The 15,509-nt window shown below is 38.7% G+C and carries 14 protein-coding genes; 8 read left to right on the top strand and 6 right to left on the bottom strand.

The features are described from left to right. The first annotated feature begins 179 nt into the window (after nucleotides 1-179). Nucleotides 180-1,478, top strand: coding sequence for a globin-coupled sensor protein (locus MN204_RS06375; protein ID WP_249870271.1), 1,299 nt, complete (start codon nucleotides 180-182; stop codon nucleotides 1,476-1,478). Between the two features lie 113 nt (nucleotides 1,479-1,591). Here the strand turns inward: MN204_RS06375 and MN204_RS06370 are convergent, their stop codons facing one another. Both MN204_RS06370 and MN204_RS06365 read right to left on the bottom strand, forming a co-directional pair. Next, nucleotides 1,592-1,846, bottom strand: coding sequence for a hypothetical protein (locus MN204_RS06370; RefSeq protein ID WP_249870270.1), 255 nt, complete (start codon nucleotides 1,844-1,846; stop codon nucleotides 1,592-1,594). A gap of 357 nt (nucleotides 1,847-2,203) precedes the next feature. Then, a complete protein-coding gene (locus MN204_RS06365; protein ID WP_249870269.1) occupies nucleotides 2,204-3,532 on the bottom strand; it encodes a short-chain fatty acid transporter in 1,329 nt (442 codons plus the stop codon). Nucleotides 3,533-3,794: 262 nt separating this feature from the next. On the opposite strand from MN204_RS06365, the gene MN204_RS06360 reads away from it, so the two are divergent. Further along, complete coding sequence (locus MN204_RS06360) at nucleotides 3,795-5,108, top strand: S8 family peptidase (protein ID WP_249870268.1); 1,314 nt, start codon at nucleotides 3,795-3,797, stop codon at nucleotides 5,106-5,108. A gap of 376 nt (nucleotides 5,109-5,484) precedes the next feature. Here MN204_RS06360 and MN204_RS06355 read toward each other — a convergent pair whose 3' ends face one another. The 4 genes from MN204_RS06355 to MN204_RS06340 all read right to left on the bottom strand — a co-directional run bounded on the left by MN204_RS06355 (nucleotide 5,485) and on the right by MN204_RS06340 (nucleotide 7,364). Then, complete coding sequence (locus MN204_RS06355) at nucleotides 5,485-5,751, bottom strand: helix-turn-helix domain-containing protein (RefSeq protein WP_249870267.1); 267 nt, start codon at nucleotides 5,749-5,751, stop codon at nucleotides 5,485-5,487. Continuing rightward, entirely contained in the window at nucleotides 5,748-5,921 is a 174-nt protein-coding gene (locus MN204_RS06350; RefSeq protein WP_249870266.1) for a YvrJ family protein, read from the bottom strand. The genes MN204_RS06355 and MN204_RS06350 overlap by 4 nt, the downstream gene beginning before the upstream one ends. Continuing rightward, complete coding sequence (locus tag MN204_RS06345; protein WP_249870265.1) at nucleotides 5,914-6,552, bottom strand: sigma-70 family RNA polymerase sigma factor; 639 nt, start codon at nucleotides 6,550-6,552, stop codon at nucleotides 5,914-5,916. The genes MN204_RS06350 and MN204_RS06345 overlap by 8 nt, the downstream gene beginning before the upstream one ends. 407 nt (nucleotides 6,553-6,959) lie before the next feature. Next, nucleotides 6,960-7,364: a secondary thiamine-phosphate synthase enzyme YjbQ gene (locus MN204_RS06340; RefSeq protein WP_249870264.1), complete on the bottom strand. Its 405-nt coding sequence runs from the start codon at nucleotides 7,362-7,364 to the stop codon at nucleotides 6,960-6,962. A gap of 218 nt (nucleotides 7,365-7,582) precedes the next feature. Between MN204_RS06340 and motA the strand changes: the two genes are divergently transcribed. The 6 genes from motA (at nucleotide 7,583) to MN204_RS06310 (ending at nucleotide 15,230) form a co-directional block, all read left to right on the top strand. Next, entirely contained in the window at nucleotides 7,583-8,368 is a 786-nt protein-coding gene (motA, locus tag MN204_RS06335; RefSeq protein WP_249870263.1) for a flagellar motor stator protein MotA, read from the top strand. Beyond that, complete coding sequence (gene motB, locus MN204_RS06330) at nucleotides 8,361-9,128, top strand: flagellar motor protein MotB (RefSeq protein ID WP_249870262.1); 768 nt, start codon at nucleotides 8,361-8,363, stop codon at nucleotides 9,126-9,128. The genes motA and motB overlap by 8 nt, the downstream gene beginning before the upstream one ends. A gap of 320 nt (nucleotides 9,129-9,448) precedes the next feature. After that, nucleotides 9,449-9,910: a chemotaxis protein CheX gene (locus tag MN204_RS06325; protein ID WP_249870261.1), complete on the top strand. Its 462-nt coding sequence runs from the start codon at nucleotides 9,449-9,451 to the stop codon at nucleotides 9,908-9,910. An 880-nt stretch (nucleotides 9,911-10,790) separates the two neighbouring features. Beyond that, entirely contained in the window at nucleotides 10,791-12,821 is a 2,031-nt protein-coding gene (locus tag MN204_RS06320; RefSeq protein WP_249870260.1) for a chemotaxis protein CheA, read from the top strand. Nucleotides 12,822-12,839: 18 nt separating this feature from the next. Further along, nucleotides 12,840-13,304 (top strand): chemotaxis protein CheW, encoded by a 465-nt coding sequence (locus MN204_RS06315; RefSeq protein ID WP_249870259.1) that lies wholly within the window; start codon nucleotides 12,840-12,842, stop codon nucleotides 13,302-13,304. Between the two features lie 723 nt (nucleotides 13,305-14,027). Continuing rightward, nucleotides 14,028-15,230 (top strand): MFS transporter, encoded by a 1,203-nt coding sequence (locus tag MN204_RS06310; RefSeq protein ID WP_249870258.1) that lies wholly within the window; start codon nucleotides 14,028-14,030, stop codon nucleotides 15,228-15,230. Nucleotides 15,231-15,509: the final 279 nt, after the last annotated feature.

Raw genomic sequence — 15,509 nt, 5'->3', positions numbered from 1 at the left:
GCCGCTCCTATTTAATAAAGGAGTGGCTTTTTACTGGATTTGGAATGTGACGGCTGACTGGACTTTTCGTGGATGGTTAACGATATACTTTTAAAAGAAGCAAAATAATATGTAAAAGCTAAACTTCTCCCCCATTGCAACCGATAAAAAGAGTATCGGTAAAATGGGGGAGAAGTATATTGTTTAAGATAAAGAAAAAGAAACAGGAAGTCACTTTAAGAGAAATTAGCAAGCAAATGAACCCGAAAATACGAGTTGAAGCTGGATCAGATTTGGAGAAACAACTAAAAATGCTCGCTTTTACGAATGACGATTTTGCGGTTGCTCAAGCTTTAAAAAGCTATGTGGAAGCTGGCAGTATAACGCTTGTGGCTGGTTTTTACAAAAATTTGGAGCATAACCCTGATCTGATAGATATGATCAAGGAAAACAGTTCTATTGATAGATTAAAGCAAACGTTAACAAAGCATATTATTGAAATGTTCGCCGGTGAAATGAATGAGGAATTTATTCAAAGAAGAAAAATAATAGCCCATGTTCATGTGGAAATCGGATTGACCCAAAAGTGGTACATTGCGTCTTTTCAAAAATTATTCGACGGGCTTGTAGATATTATCGAGGAAAACTTTCACAGTCAGGAAGATATAGCATTGGCTGTAAAGGTTGTCAATAAGCTGCTGAATCTCGAGCAGCAGGTCGTTCTAGAAGCTTATGATGATCATGTATCCGACCTTAGGAATCAGGAAACAGCGGGGAAACTGTCAATGATCCACTCTCTTGAACAAACCTCAGCGCAATTGGCAACATTGACGGAAGATACAAATGCATCGATCGAAGAGATGACTGCTCAGGTAGAGACAGTTATTGTGAATTCCGAACAAGGGACAGCGTTGGCAGAAGTAGCCAAAGGTGCAGCCGAACAAGGGAAATCACAACTTAATATGATGAATAACTCATTGGATGACATGCAAGCAAGCACAACAAAGGTTAACGATGATATGTCCCGTTTGGAAGTGATGTCAACAGAAATTAAGGATATTGTAGGTATGGTGAAGTCGATTGCGGATCAAACCAACCTACTGGCATTAAATGCATCGATTGAAGCAGCGCGGGCGGGTGAACATGGACGAGGCTTTGCGGTAGTGGCTGAAGAAGTTCGTAAATTGGCAGAGCAGACGGGTCACTCTGTAACAAATGTAACAAATCTGGTCAATCAAACAAATGAACAAATATTCAACAGTTCCTCATCCTTGCAAGAGGTTCAGGGATTTTTAACCGATGTTAAGGATCAAATGTCACATACGGAAACGGTATTCCAGGAGATTAATGAAATGATGGAAAAAACAAAAATAAGTAATGAGAATATAAAGGAAGACTTACAGGTGTTTGGGCAGGCAATTCATAGTATTGAACATTCCACCTCAACAATCACACAATCGGCCGAGAACCTAAATCGAATGATCGAGGAAACCGAGTAAAGATAGGGCTAACTAGTTAAGAGTAATCGCTTTTTTTCAATAGGAAAAAACGATTACTTTTTTGATTGGATAAGACAAAAAGAACCAAAAAAAATAAGCCTGCCATAGCACGCTTAGCTGATTGCTTTATAGTCTGTGATCTCTTCTTTCGCCCTACTCATGACACATTCCAATACTTGGGATAATTTTTCATTAAGATTTTGTGCATTTTGTTCCAATCCAAGTATATTTATCTCCACATCATTGACACGTAATTCCAGCTGATTCATTAATTCATCCATATGATAGCTGTTTTCCTGTATATCTTTAAGGTCATCCAGTAATATTGTGATGGCATCCAGCAACTCGTCAATTATTTCCTGAGTCAACACGTCCCCTCCTATAACCTTATCATAAAATAATCGTGCACCGATTCACAAGTGTAAATAGTACGAAAATAAGATATTTCATAGGTCTAATTATCTGTATGATTCTTAGTAAATAGTACTGTAAAAAGAAAAGATTATGCACCCCCATTGTCAGGAACATCTTTTAGAGCATTTTTATAAACAATCTACAGTCCGACTTAGAGAAATTATAGTATAGATTCGTTTCAAAGGATGGTGAGGCAGAGAAGAACTTCATCCCTGTTAATCGAAAAATTAGCCTTTTTTGCCTACAAAAGATATTCAATGATAAAACTAAAAAGTCCCCGACTCCTTTAACAGAATCGGGGATAATTTGGTTTAAAATAATAGAAGACCAATGGAAATAGGGATAAAACTGAAAAACAAAATCATGAGGCAGAATCCCATAATATCGCGAACCTTCAGCCCGGCGATTGCCAATGCCGGAAGTGCCCAAAACGGCTGGATCATATTTGTCCATGCATCTCCCCACGCAACAGCCATTGCAGTTTTGGCTGTATCCGCGCCAATTTCAAGAGCTGCCTGAATCATGATTGGACCCTGCACGGCCCATTGTCCACCACCGGAAGGCACGAAAAAGTTCACGATACCGGCACTGATAAAGGAAAAAAATGGCAGGGTATATTCAGATGAAAAGCTTACAAAGCCTAATGACATTTGTGCAGATAGACCAGAAGCTACCATCATCCCCATAATTCCGGCATAAAACGGAAATTGAATGATGATACCGCCTGCATTTTTAACGCCTTTACTTACTGTATCCAGGAAACGTCTTGGCGTTTTATGAAGAATAATCCCCATAAATAAAAAGATAAAGTTAACAATATTCAGATTTAAATCGAAGCCATTTGTGGCGAAATGAGACAAAATGAATGCAAGCCCCATAAATCCGATAACGAAGGAAACGATTCGGCTATTTTCCAATTTTTCAGCTGGCGTTGCAGGTTGCACATTTTCTTGTTCTGTTTCGTCTTCAACATCAGTCTTCCACAAAGAAACATCCGTATTACGGAGAGGGTCCGTACCTTTCAGTAAATAGCGATTAAACAGAGGCAAAGTAATTACTAATGCAAGGACAACAAAAATATTAAAAGGACTGAATAACGTCTCTACAACAGGAATTGTTCCTCCCATTGATTCCTCAAGAAAATGCCCCGGTGTAGCAATCGTTAATGGAATAGATCCGGAAAACCCCCCATGCCAGACAAGCATACCACTGTATCCACTGGCGATTAACAAACGGTAATCGACGGATGGGACTCTTTTCGCTACATGGATGGCAAAGAGCGCCCCAACGACAAGGCCGAAACCGTAGTTGATTAAGCATGCAATAATGGCAACAAAGCTGACTAACATAATTGCCTGACTAGGTGTGTTGGCAAGTGTACTAAGTTTTGCCAAAATGTTTTTAATAAATGGCGTATTGGCTAGAATGTATCCTGTAACAACAACGAGTGACATCTGCATTGCAAAAGCTAGTAAATCCCAAAATCCGGTTCCCCAGTGTTCGATCATTTGGACAGGACCACTGTCTGTAAAAAACACACCTAACAGAAAGACTACAAATGTTAAAATAATGGCAAATAAAAATGCATCCGGCAAGTACCTTTGAACCATCCGGTCAAAAAAAGAAGTTAATACTTTCAAGTGAATGCCCCCCTTTGAATGTCTGTAAACGCTTTCTAATATATTATCACAAAATTTGATACTTTTAAAATCTAATAAATTGTATGCTTGTCATCAAGTAGAAAGTACAGTAGGTAAATAATTATTTTAATCATGTCATTCTTACAAAATGTAAAAGGAAAGAAGCGTTTTAAAATAGTAAAGTTGTCGGATTGTTTTAATAATTTCGTATTGATAATCTGTTATTGAAGAAGTTTGTCAAAAAAATGCGAGGAGGAAGATAATGAGCAACCGGAAAAGAATATGGTTTGAAGAAGCTGAAAGAAAGCTGGACCCTGGTCTGGTACAGCAATTGCGGTCGAACCGAAAAGTTGACCCGGATGATACGAGCACGAATGAAATCCCCATCATCGTTTATTTGAAGAAGAATTGTGACAAAGACAAAAAAGACGATCTCCTTAAAACCTGCAATCATGATTCCCACAACAAGCTGGAAAAAGAACTACCTAGTATAAACGGTATGAAAGGTTATTTAACTCCTGGAATGATTAAACAGATAAAAGATCATGAAGCAGTAGATCGAATCTTTTATGACAGGATTGTAAGTGCCTATCTTGATATCGCCAGCGATCACATTGGAGCCGTAAATGTACACACACACCATAATCTAACAGGGAAGGGCGTTACAATAGCCGTAATCGATACGGGTATATATCCGCATGAAGACTTAACCAATCCAATAGATAGAATTGTAGCTTTTCAGGATTTTGTCAATGGACAGAGCGAACCATATGATGATAACGGACATGGAACCCATTGTGCTGGTGATGCAGCAGGTAATGGCTTTCTATCCAATGGAAAATACATTGGACCGGCAATAGAAGCGTCTGTTATTGGGATAAAAGTATTGGACGAGCAGGGAAGTGGTAGATTATCCACAATTATAGAAGGATTGGAATGGTGTATGGAACATAAAGAAAAGTATAATATACGCATTATCTCCCTTTCCCTTGGTGCACCAGCCTATGAATCTTTTAGGGAAGATCCGATGTCACTGGCTGCTCAGATGGCATGGCATCATGGGATTGTTGTATGTGCTGCTGCAGGAAACAGTGGCCCTGCTAAATCGACAATCAGTACACCGGCTATCGACCCATTTATCATTACAGTTGGATCTACAGATGATCAAGGAACATTGGAACGGACGGACGATACGATTGCAGACTACTCCAGTAGAGGGCCAACCATCGATTCTTTTGTAAAACCGGATATTTATGCACCTGGAACAAATATCATTTCCCTGTTGGCTTCAGGATCTGCAGTTGAGTCAGAATTCCAGGAGCTGATAGTTGATGGCGATTATATACAGCTATCCGGTACTTCGATGGCAACACCGATTTGCGCCGGCGTTATTGCCCTCATGCTTGAAGCTAATCCAAGCCTCAGCCCGAATGATGTAAAAAGCATTTTAAAGGCTACTTCCAAACCAACTTTAGATGATTTATGGGGATATATTGAAGCAGAAAATGCAGTTGAGATGGCAAAAAAATATATGCTACCACTTTCAGCAGAAAAATTAGGGAAGGTTAATGGTTAATAGTGAACAAAGTGGAGAGGGGGAAACAGTTAATTGTTCCCCCTTTCCATTTGCCTAAACATTTATTTAAATTCATTATTTGAGAAAGCAGTATGTTGAAGCCTGTACAATTTGGCTGAAAGGAGAGACAGATTAGTGTTTTATAAAGGAGATTAGGCAGAGGCTCTCCCCCACATATAAAGTGGGGGGCGTATCGTTAATGAATACTCGGCGGCTATCGTATTTATGTAGCCGTTCTCTTTTGAAAGAGAACGGAAAATACTGGAGTATTTCATTTTAGTACGGAAGAATACTGGGTAGTTTGTAGATGATGTAATATGTGGTTTCCTCCCTCATTCTAAATGTTATTGTCATTCTTAGTATCATCTGGAAAATATTATTTCGATTTAGCATAAACGAAAGGATATTGCTCCTTGATTTTATCCGTGAATTCCCAGAATCCGTATGTCTTACTGAGGTCGTACTGCCGGACAATTTCAATCGTTCTTATTTTTAATTCCTGGTATAAGTCATCCCGCTCCTGAGGAGAAGTTTGCTTCAAAGAGACTCTGATTTTAGGCTCAAACAAACGAAGAACAATTTCCAATGATTCCATATCATTTTGTTTTTGTACTTTTTTGGTTAAATCGATTAGTCGAGTCATGAAATATCCCTCCTTAAATCTTTGATAACGTTTGTTAAGTTTTCCGAATGCTTTTCCAATTTTTCGATTCTAACTTCATAACGAATCAATAAAAACAAGGTAACAAGAACTGGGAATCCGACATCCTGCAACAGTTGAGTTAAATATGTGAAAGTGGCAATTTCATTCATGTTTACCCTCCTTTTCTAATAGTTGCTTTTTTATATTGGATAATGCAGTTTTTCGTGTTTTCGAAATGGCTTGCTGGGAGACACCTTCTTTTGTAGCAATTTCCGTATCTGTCATATTGAAGAGATACGATAATTCCAATATATATTTCTGTCTAGGTGTTAGGGAACGAATAGCATGATATAGAGCAGGATTTTCAATGTTACTTTCCAAGTGTTTTTCATTTTCAAATGCTATTTGATCAAGTGGCAGTGCATGCTGATCGGCAATAAGATCCACCATCGAAGTATTGCTGTTATCTTCATCCAGTATTGGCTGATCCAAAATTAACAATTGCCGTTTCCTGTCACGTTTAAATTTTTGATCATAACGAATTGCATACCTTCTCAGTTCATTGGATAATTGACTAATTAATCTTATTTCTGCCAGATGTTCCTGGAAAGCCTTATCCAAATCCTTCTTTGCATCAGCTGTAGAACAACGAATGGAGTGTTCCAATAGAAGCCAGTTTTCTTTCTTGTGCAGAAATGATTGCAGCAGATTGTTACGGAAAATCAGCTCATTCTCATCAATATACTTCTTAGCCCGCGTGTATTCACTTTGAACCCCATCAGGAATTGTATTTTCTTTCATCCTAATTTTCCTCCCTTCTATTTATTAAAGGCAAAATTAACGGCGTTTACACAACCTGAAAGAACGTCTGTTTCCTACATTATAGTAAAAATTTACAATAATTTCTATATAATTTATATTTTGATATTTTAAATAAAGGGGTTGTAATTCGGGATGTTTAACTGCCTTTATATAAGAAATAGGGAAAAAATAACCGGCTATATGTACTAGTTATAGGAGGAAAATTATGAAAGTTGTGTTTAAAAAAGAAACTACCTAAATTTTTTTATATAAATAAGTCAAAGTAACCATGTAAAAAATATCAGGAAAATTTACAAAAATAATTTTTATTTGTGTTTATTGAAAAGCAAAAAACTTACGAAAAGAGACTTTCAAAAAAAGGAAGGGATGGAACATTTAATTGTTCCTTATCCCTCAATTACTTTTACTGTATACTTTCTATTTTTTCTCGGCCCATCAAATTCGCAGAAATAGACACCTTGCCAAGTTCCAAGGACAAGTTTCCCTTCTGAAATAATCAATGTCTGGGCATGTCCGACGGTGCTGACCTTCATATGTGATGCTGTATTTCCTTCCATGTGCCTGTCTTCTGGATGCTCCCATGGATATAATTCTTCCAGCCTCCTCAACATATCCCGTTTAACATCTGGGTCTGCATTTTCATTCACTGTAATTCCAGCGGTTGTATGAAGAGAGGATACCACAGCAATCCCATTAGATATGCCCTGGCCACGAATCCACTTCTCGATTTCTGAAGTAATCTCAATCATCTCGGCATGACTGCTTGTGTTAAGTTCAAATGTATGTAGCATGTCGTCCATCCTTTCTACTCGTCATGTAATATTTTACTGGGAATTTTGGTGCCTGTCACTCCCCGAATTTTATCAAATGATATGCTGCTAATAATCAAAATATTTCACATTCAGAAGAAGTACTTCATACCTTCCTAAATGTACCGATAAATATAATAGAAATTATGAATTTACACGTATCAAAGTAAGGTGATTTCTAACGATCAGGGGGGTAGCATATGGATAGAACATCAATTATTGGATTAATTTTAGGAATTATTGCGGTTGGAGCAGGGATGGTGCTTAAAGGAGTCAATGTAATGGCGCTTGTGAATCCAGCTGCAATTTTAATCATACTCTTGGGAACGGTTGCGGCAGTGACGATTGCTTTTCCATCAAGCACATTGAAGAAAGTACCGGCACTATTTAAAATTTTGTTTACAGAGCAAAATCAGACAGATACAAAGGACCTTATTGAAATGTTCAGTGAATGGGCCGACCAGACAAGAAAAGAGGGAATACTTACGTTGGAGCAAAAAGTGGCAGACGTAAAAGACCCATTCTTGTCTTCAGGATTACAGCTTGCAATAGACGGCCAGCCCCCGGATTTTATTAAAGACATTATGCTGGAGAAAATCGATGCAATGGAACAAAGGCACGAAGAGGGTGCTTCCATTTTTTCTCAAGCTGGTACATATGCACCGACATTGGGAGTGCTAGGAGCAGTAATTGGGCTAATTGCTGCCCTCAGTGATATGTCAGATATTGATGCCCTTGGAAATGCCATCTCGGCAGCTTTTATAGCTACATTACTGGGAATATTTACTGGGTATGTTCTTTGGCATCCATTCGCAAATAAATTACGTGAGAAATCCAAGAAGGAAGTGCTCCAAAAAGAAATTATGGTAGAGGGGATTCTTTCCATTACCACTGGCGATTCCAAAATGATTGTCAGGGAGAAACTCGGATCATTGCTATCCACGAAAGAGTTGGCAGCAATGAAACAGAGGGATTTCGATGAGTAGACGGAAGAAGAAAAAGCATTCACACATCGATGAATCTTGGCTGCTTCCCTATTCCGATTTGCTTACACTTCTGGTAGCACTCTTCATTGTGTTATTTGCAATGAGTGATATCAATGTCCAGAAATATGAACAACTTGCGAGTTTTTTTCGCAGTGAATTTTCAAGCAGTGGTACAGGAATTCTCGAACATAATGATAACCCTGTCGAATCTCCATTAGAACCTGGAGATGAGCAGAAAGATGATAATATGGATGAGTATGAAGAAGAAGAGGCACAGGGAGAACTCCTTCGACTGGAGCAGTTGCAATCCATGATTCAACATTATATATATGAAAATAGCCTAACAGATAAATTTGGCACTGAATTAACGGATGAAGGCTTATTAATTACAATCGTCAACGACGTATTCTTTGATTCCGGTAGTGCCCAGGTTAAAGCAGAAGGAAGGGAAGTTGCCGGCGATGTTGCCAGACTCCTCTATACAGAACCGCCACACCAAATTGTAATTAGCGGCCATGCTGATGATATTCCGATTGGCACGTCCGAATTCAGCTCTAATTGGGAACTCAGTGTGACTCGAGCCTTGAACTTTATGAGTCTTGTTCTCGAGAATGAAGAACTAGATCCGACAGTTTTTAGTGCGAAGGGGTTTGGTGAGCATAAACCGCTTGTTCCAAATACGAGTGATGAGAACCGGGCTAAAAACAGACGGGTCGAAGTACTCATTTTGCCTAATTATGAAATTAATGTAAGTGAATAATAATATGTCCTATAGAACTGATTATTAAGGGAGCATGGTTAAAGCCAGCTCTCTTTTTGTTGATAACTAGGAAAGTATTAAACTTTCCTGTCTGTATATACATTTGCCGAGTTTTTTAATTATGATAAGAAATATTAGGAGTAACTGTAATCACTTTCAATAATTACAATTGCAAAACAATTTATGAACTCCTACATTTCTTTGTCAATGCGGTCGATATAGATAGCATACATATAAGTGCATGGTACGAAAATTAAATTAATTTAAATCAGTTCTGAATACTTATATAAGTTATCTATTGTTATGAGGAGGTTTTTTTATTGCCGTTATCTACAGAAGCACGAAATCGTTCGGTTACCATCTTGCTGAACGGCACCAACGCATCATTGAAATCTATTGTTCCATTGGATTATCAGCTTTCAAAGCCTAAATTGCTTGGACAATCATTGAGTCTCCAATTTGGGGTGCTAATAGGATTCACGGGTGATCTAAAAGGTAAATTAATTTTGAGTGGAGAACATACCGTATTTGGCACAATTGGGGAAGCTATGTTTGGAATGGCGGTTGAAGGAGAAATGCTCGCATCATTCAGTGGAGAACTAGGGAATATGCTAGCGGGGAACCTTTCAACAAATATAGTACAAAATGGTATTAAGACAGATATTACTGCACCAACGATTATGCAGGGGAATACGACATTATCGGGATATGATAAGGCAATTCATTTAACAGCGATTTTTGAAAGTGCCGGTGATTTGAACTTATTTTTATTGTTGGATTGAAGCGAATATAACATACAGTTACAGCAGGAAACAGGATAGCTATTCTGTTTTCTGTTTTTCTTTTGTTATCCTATTTGGAATTGAAAAATAGTTGTATTGTATTGAGACAGCGGTTACTCGTCCTGCATAAAATACTTTAGTATGTAACCACAATATATGTTAAATGCGAAGTAACTGTTATTTACGATAGACTTGTAACTGATGATGGAAGCAAGTTACTTCGGCTACCGCTCTGGGGAATAAACTACGCATTTTCGCGGGCGGCTGGTGAGCCAACTTGCGCTAAAGCGCTGCGTTGACTCAACGATGCCTCTGCTCCCACAGAAGTCTCCGTGTATTCCCCAGAGCTGGTAAGAAGATTGCTGCTAATTACTATCTTGAATATTAATGATTACGGGAGGTTTTAAAAATGTGGATGCGTAGAGAGCAAATCAAATGTAAAAGATTATTCTTACGCAGAATTTTTTTGGAAAATAACTTCATACTAGCAGCCCGTATACACGGAGACTCCTACGGGAAGAGAGGCATAGGTGAGACACTGAAATGCGTAGCATGAAGGGGCTCACCAGCCGCCCGTGGAAAGCGGAGTGTATACAAGGCTGCGGTTGCCGAAGTCCATTACGAGTGCTACAGTTTTAACATAAATAGAAGTTATATCGCACTTTATATTGACGACGAGAGAAATAGAACAATTACAAACAGCATCTAAATATTAATCTTCACAATTACCATCCTCAAGCCGATATAAAAATTAGGAAATTTAACCTACATATATAAGTGATAGCAATTGTTTCATAAAGGTTAATCAGCTATTCTTAAAATAGCTTTTCATCGGACATAGCATACAAAGAAAAATAGGAAATGAGAAAGGAAATGCCATATGGATACAGATCAATATTTAGAAGTGTTTTTGGATGAAAGCCGTGAACATTTACAGGCAGTAAATGATAATATTCTAAAATTGGAAAAACAGCCCCAAGACCTTAATCTGGTTAATGATATATTTCGATCAGCCCATACTTTAAAAGGAATGGCTGCCACAATGGGATATGAAGATATTGCTTCACTAACTCATAAGATGGAGAACGTACTCGATCTTATTCGTAATCATAAATTAACTGTTTCAACAGATATTATTGATATTATATTCCAAGCTATAGAATATTTGGAGGCTATGGTAAGCTCCATCAGTGAAGGAAATGATGGGAAAAAGGATGTTACAGGCCTCGTTCAGCGACTTGATCAAATTGAAAAAGGAGAGCCGGTTAATCCCATCGTACAGATAGATAATGTAAATGAAAGTAATTTTATCCATTCGAATGAACTTGATCTTGATGAATTCCAAATTACAATTGTGGACCAGGCAAAAGAGCAAGGTTTCTTTCCATATCAAATAACTGTTGAACTGACGGATGACTGTATTCTAAAAGGCGCACGTGCCTATATGGTTTTTGAATCACTGGAAGGTCGTGGGGAGATTATCCGTACAAATCCTTCGGTGGAAGAAATTGAAGAAGGTAATTTCGCACAGAGTTTTTCAATGGTTTTTCTGTCCAAAGTGGCAGCGGATAGTATCAAAGAAATCATCGGTAAAGTTTCTGAAGTTAAAAATGTGGAAATCGTCAATCTCGTAACTATCTCAAATTCTGATAAACAGCAGGAGACGTCGGTTGATTTTGAAAACACCGTTTCTGCAGTAAAAGAAGAGACAGCAGCAACTGCTGAAGCGGAATCAAAGCCAGTTACAAGCAGTACTACTGCTTCCAAAACTATTCGGGTAAATCTTGAAAAAATAGATGATTTGCTGAATCTGTTTGAAGAGGTAGTTATTGATCGAAGCAGGCTTGAGGTTATTGCGGAAAATCTTGACAACCATGACCTTACGGATACGGTTGAACATTTGAGCAGGGTATCCACAGATATGCAAAGCCTTATATTGGCAATGCGGATGGTTCCGATTGAACAGGTATTTAATCGATTTCCGCGAATGATCCGTGGACTTGCCAGGGACTTGAATAAGCAAATAAATCTGGAAATTATTGGGGCGGAAACAGAACTTGATAGAACGGTTATCGATGAAATCGGAGATCCGCTCGTCCATTTAATCCGAAACTCTGTCGATCATGGTATTGAATTACCGGAGGCCCGAAAACAGGCAGGCAAACCTGAAGAAGGCAATCTTATATTAAGAGCATTTCATAGTGGAAATCATGTTTTTATCGAAATTGAAGATGATGGTGCAGGAATAAATCGTAAGAAAGTAAAGGCTAAGGCGATTGAAAATGGAGTTATATCTGCTTCCGAAGCAGATTTGTTGGACGATAATCAAGTAGCTCGTTTAATTTTGTCTTCAGGGTTCAGTACGGCGGACAAAGTATCGGATATATCCGGCCGTGGGGTAGGTCTTGATGTGGTCAAAAATAAAATTGAATCACTGGGTGGACAGATTTCGATAGAATCAAAAGTTGGCAAGGGGAGCATATTTTCGATTCAATTGCCGTTAACACTTTCAATTATCGCAACATTGCTTGTTAAGGTTAAGAAAGAAACATATGCGATTCCATTATCTTCTATTATTGAAACGGTAATATTGGAGAAAGACCAGATCATGTACGCGCATGGTAACAAGGTTATGGATTTCAGAGGTAAGGTCATTCCGCTTGTTTCCATGGCAAAAGTATTTGAAATTCCTGCGAATGAAGTAGTTGAGGAGCAGGAATACTCGGTTGTAATTGTAAAAAAAGGAGAAAAACTTACCGGATTGATAGTTGATTCATTTATTGGACAAAAAGAAGTAGTTTTAAAATCACTTGGCAACTATCTGAAAGATGTCTTTGCAATATCTGGAGCAACAATACTGGGAGACGGTGAAGTAGCCCTCATTATCGATCCGAATGCATTGGTCAAATAAAGTTTGGAGGCTTGTATAATGGCAGAACTGACAAAGTTTATCGTATTTAAGTTAAAGGATCAATCCTTTGGGGTTGATGTCCAGCAGGTTATTTCCATTGAGAGATTACAGGAAATTACGGAGGTACCAAGAACTTCTGAGTTTATAAAAGGAGTAACTGAACTGCGTGGAGAAACTACCCCAATTATTGATTTGAAAGAACGTCTGCGTATTGCAGAAACGGAAAATACAGATGACAGTAGAATCCTTGTCGTTTCTGTTCAGGATATGCAGGTTGGTTTAATAGTTGATGCAGCAACTGAAGTAAAAGATATTTCAAGTGACGTGATACAGCCAGCACCAAGACTTATTGGTGGAGTAAGAGATACGTTCATAAGAGGGGTAGCTAATATCGATGGTAATCTCTTAATGTTGCTAGATTTACAGCGGATTGTTGATCTTGAGGAAACGAAAAAACTTTATGAAGCAATTACAGAAGAATAAGTTAAAAAAAGAAATTAAACGAAGGGCATCCATATTTTTGGACTGCCTTTTTTGGCAAGTAAGAAAGTAAAACTTTCTTACTTACATAAGTGCAACTAAGGCATTTGTCCTAAAGGCTTGGCGTATGCCGAGTTTTCTAAGCAGATAAGAATGTATAAAATTTTGGCGGCAATTAATTCATACACCTAAACGGTCACGTCCAGCTCCAGCGCCCAGGGACTAGCGAGACTTCCTTCGCCTCCGTACGATAAGTCAACATCGAGTCTCTACGTTCGTCGTGTTTCCTTTATCTCCTACGTAGGAATGTTCGACAAGTCGAACCACCCCACAGGACGGGGCGCAGTCCGTACGTCCCTTCACGGGCGCTTGCGCTTTTGTTCGCATCTAAACAATCTTATTTGTATAAGTGCAACTAATTAATCCGAACAAAGCTTTACATGACACCCTACGTTTTTGACAAACTTATGTTATAAGCAATGGACATTCCAAGTGTCATTCGTACTAGTATAAAAGCAGAGGTGATGGCTGAAACTTCCGGTATTCCCAGAAATATATTTCCTGGGAAATACCGTAGAATCGAGTAAAAGATTGTAGAATAAAAGCGAAAACAGGGTTGAAAGATTATTTTCGTCGTCAGTACAGCTCTATTAATAGCTGAAATTATTATGCTATAGTAAAGATAGAAGAAATTTTTCTTACATAATCTTATAGGAAGTGTACTCGATGGAAGAACAGCAGAAATATAGTATGAAAGACTTTCAATTTTGGAAGATTACGTTCAGTTTAGCTTTCGCATCCTTTTTTGTGTTTGCGAGCATGTATGTTGTCCAACCGCTACTACCATTATTCGTCAGTGAGTTTAATATTTCTGTTTCCGAATCGACATTGGCATTATCAATGACGATTGTCGGTCTAATCATTGGATTAGTAATTCTTGGATTTTTTTCAGACAGGGTTGGCAGGACATTTTTCATCAAGATCTCGTTAATAGGTTCTGTCATTCCTTTCTTCCTCATTCCAATAGCTGATTCATTTTACCTCATTGTGCTATTACGCTTTATACAGGGATTTGCGCTTGCCGGATTGCCTGCAGCATCACTTGCATACCTTAATGAGGAAATTGATCGACGAAGTGTCGGTGTTGCGACAGCGTTATACATATCAAGCAATGCCCTTGGTGGAATGGCAGGAAGAGTCGTTACAGGGTACGTAACAGACCATTACTCATGGGAGACGGCTTTTTATGTGTTTGCCGTCATTGGGTTGTTGATTTTAGTTGTAGTGCTTTTTCTATTGCCAAAATCTAACTTTTTTGAAGCCAGCAAACTACCATTTAAAAAGGATATAGAAGGAATGGCCTTTCATTTGAAAAATCCCGCTATTCTTCTCGTAATTGGGATTGGAGTCGTACTTCAGTTTTCATTTACCTCCATATGGACTTATTTGCCTTTTCATCTTGAGGCAGAACCTTTCTCACTGTCACTGGAGAGCATTTCCTATACGTTTTTTGCATATGGGCTTGGAGTGATTGGAGCCCCTCTTGGAGGCTGGCTGGCAGCGCGTCTTGGTTTAAAGAAAGTACGTATCTCGGGCATGATTGTTCTCTCACTCGGTGCATTTATCACCTTCAGTTTGTCAGTAACGATAATCATTATTGGATTATGTGTATTATGTCTCGGTTTCTTTACCGCGCATGCATTAACAGCTGCATCTGTTACGGAGCAGGCAACCCATCATAAAGGAAGTGCATCGAGCCTGTACCTGGTTGCTTATTATATTGGGGTAACACTGGGCAGTTCTGCTGTTGGACCGATATGGGACAGTGCGGGCTGGAATGGGATTGTATTATTTGCCGGTTTATTGCCGCTTGTGTATCTAGCTTTTGTCATCCTGATGCAAAAGCGATTAAGAAAGAAAAGCATATAACAAAAGCGCAAGCGCCCGTTTAGGGACGTACAGACTGGACCGGACCGCAGGAGATAAAGGAAACACGGTGAGGAACGAACCGATGTTGACTTATCGTACGGAGGTACGGGAAGTCTGATAGTCCCTGGGCGCTGGAGCTGGACGTAGCCGTTCCAATAAAAAAATTATCGACAACCGAATAAATCTATAATTTCCTGGTGTATGAAATAATGTATTTAGGACACAAAAAGTCCCATTGACTATGCTACGATTGAAATACTTAACCAAGTTTACTCAATC

The sequence above is a fragment of the Oceanobacillus saliphilus genome, from assembly GCF_023522835.1.
In the GTDB taxonomy this organism is placed as follows: domain Bacteria; phylum Bacillota; class Bacilli; order Bacillales; family Amphibacillaceae; genus Oceanobacillus; species Oceanobacillus saliphilus.
This window is presented reverse-complemented; position numbering and strand designations above follow the sequence as displayed.

Bases quoted from the DNA above. Each gene is read 5' to 3' on its own strand.
- MN204_RS06360 (WP_249870268.1), top strand. From the start codon at position 3,795: ATGAGCAACCGGAAAAGAATATGGTTTGAAGAAGCTGAAAGAAAGCTG.
- MN204_RS06355 (WP_249870267.1), bottom strand. From the start codon at position 5,751: ATGACTCGACTAATCGATTTAACCAAAAAAGTACAAAAACAAAATGAT.
- MN204_RS06350 (WP_249870266.1), bottom strand. From the start codon at position 5,921: ATGAATGAAATTGCCACTTTCACATATTTAACTCAACTGTTGCAGGAT.
- MN204_RS06345 (WP_249870265.1), bottom strand. From the start codon at position 6,552: ATGAAAGAAAATACAATTCCTGATGGGGTTCAAAGTGAATACACGCGG.
- MN204_RS06340 (WP_249870264.1), bottom strand. From the start codon at position 7,364: ATGCTACATACATTTGAACTTAACACAAGCAGTCATGCCGAGATGATT.
- motA (WP_249870263.1), top strand. From the start codon at position 7,583: ATGGATAGAACATCAATTATTGGATTAATTTTAGGAATTATTGCGGTT.
- motB (WP_249870262.1), top strand. From the start codon at position 8,361: ATGAGTAGACGGAAGAAGAAAAAGCATTCACACATCGATGAATCTTGG.
- MN204_RS06320 (WP_249870260.1), top strand. From the start codon at position 10,791: ATGGATACAGATCAATATTTAGAAGTGTTTTTGGATGAAAGCCGTGAA.
- MN204_RS06315 (WP_249870259.1), top strand. From the start codon at position 12,840: ATGGCAGAACTGACAAAGTTTATCGTATTTAAGTTAAAGGATCAATCC.
- MN204_RS06310 (WP_249870258.1), top strand. From the start codon at position 14,028: ATGGAAGAACAGCAGAAATATAGTATGAAAGACTTTCAATTTTGGAAG.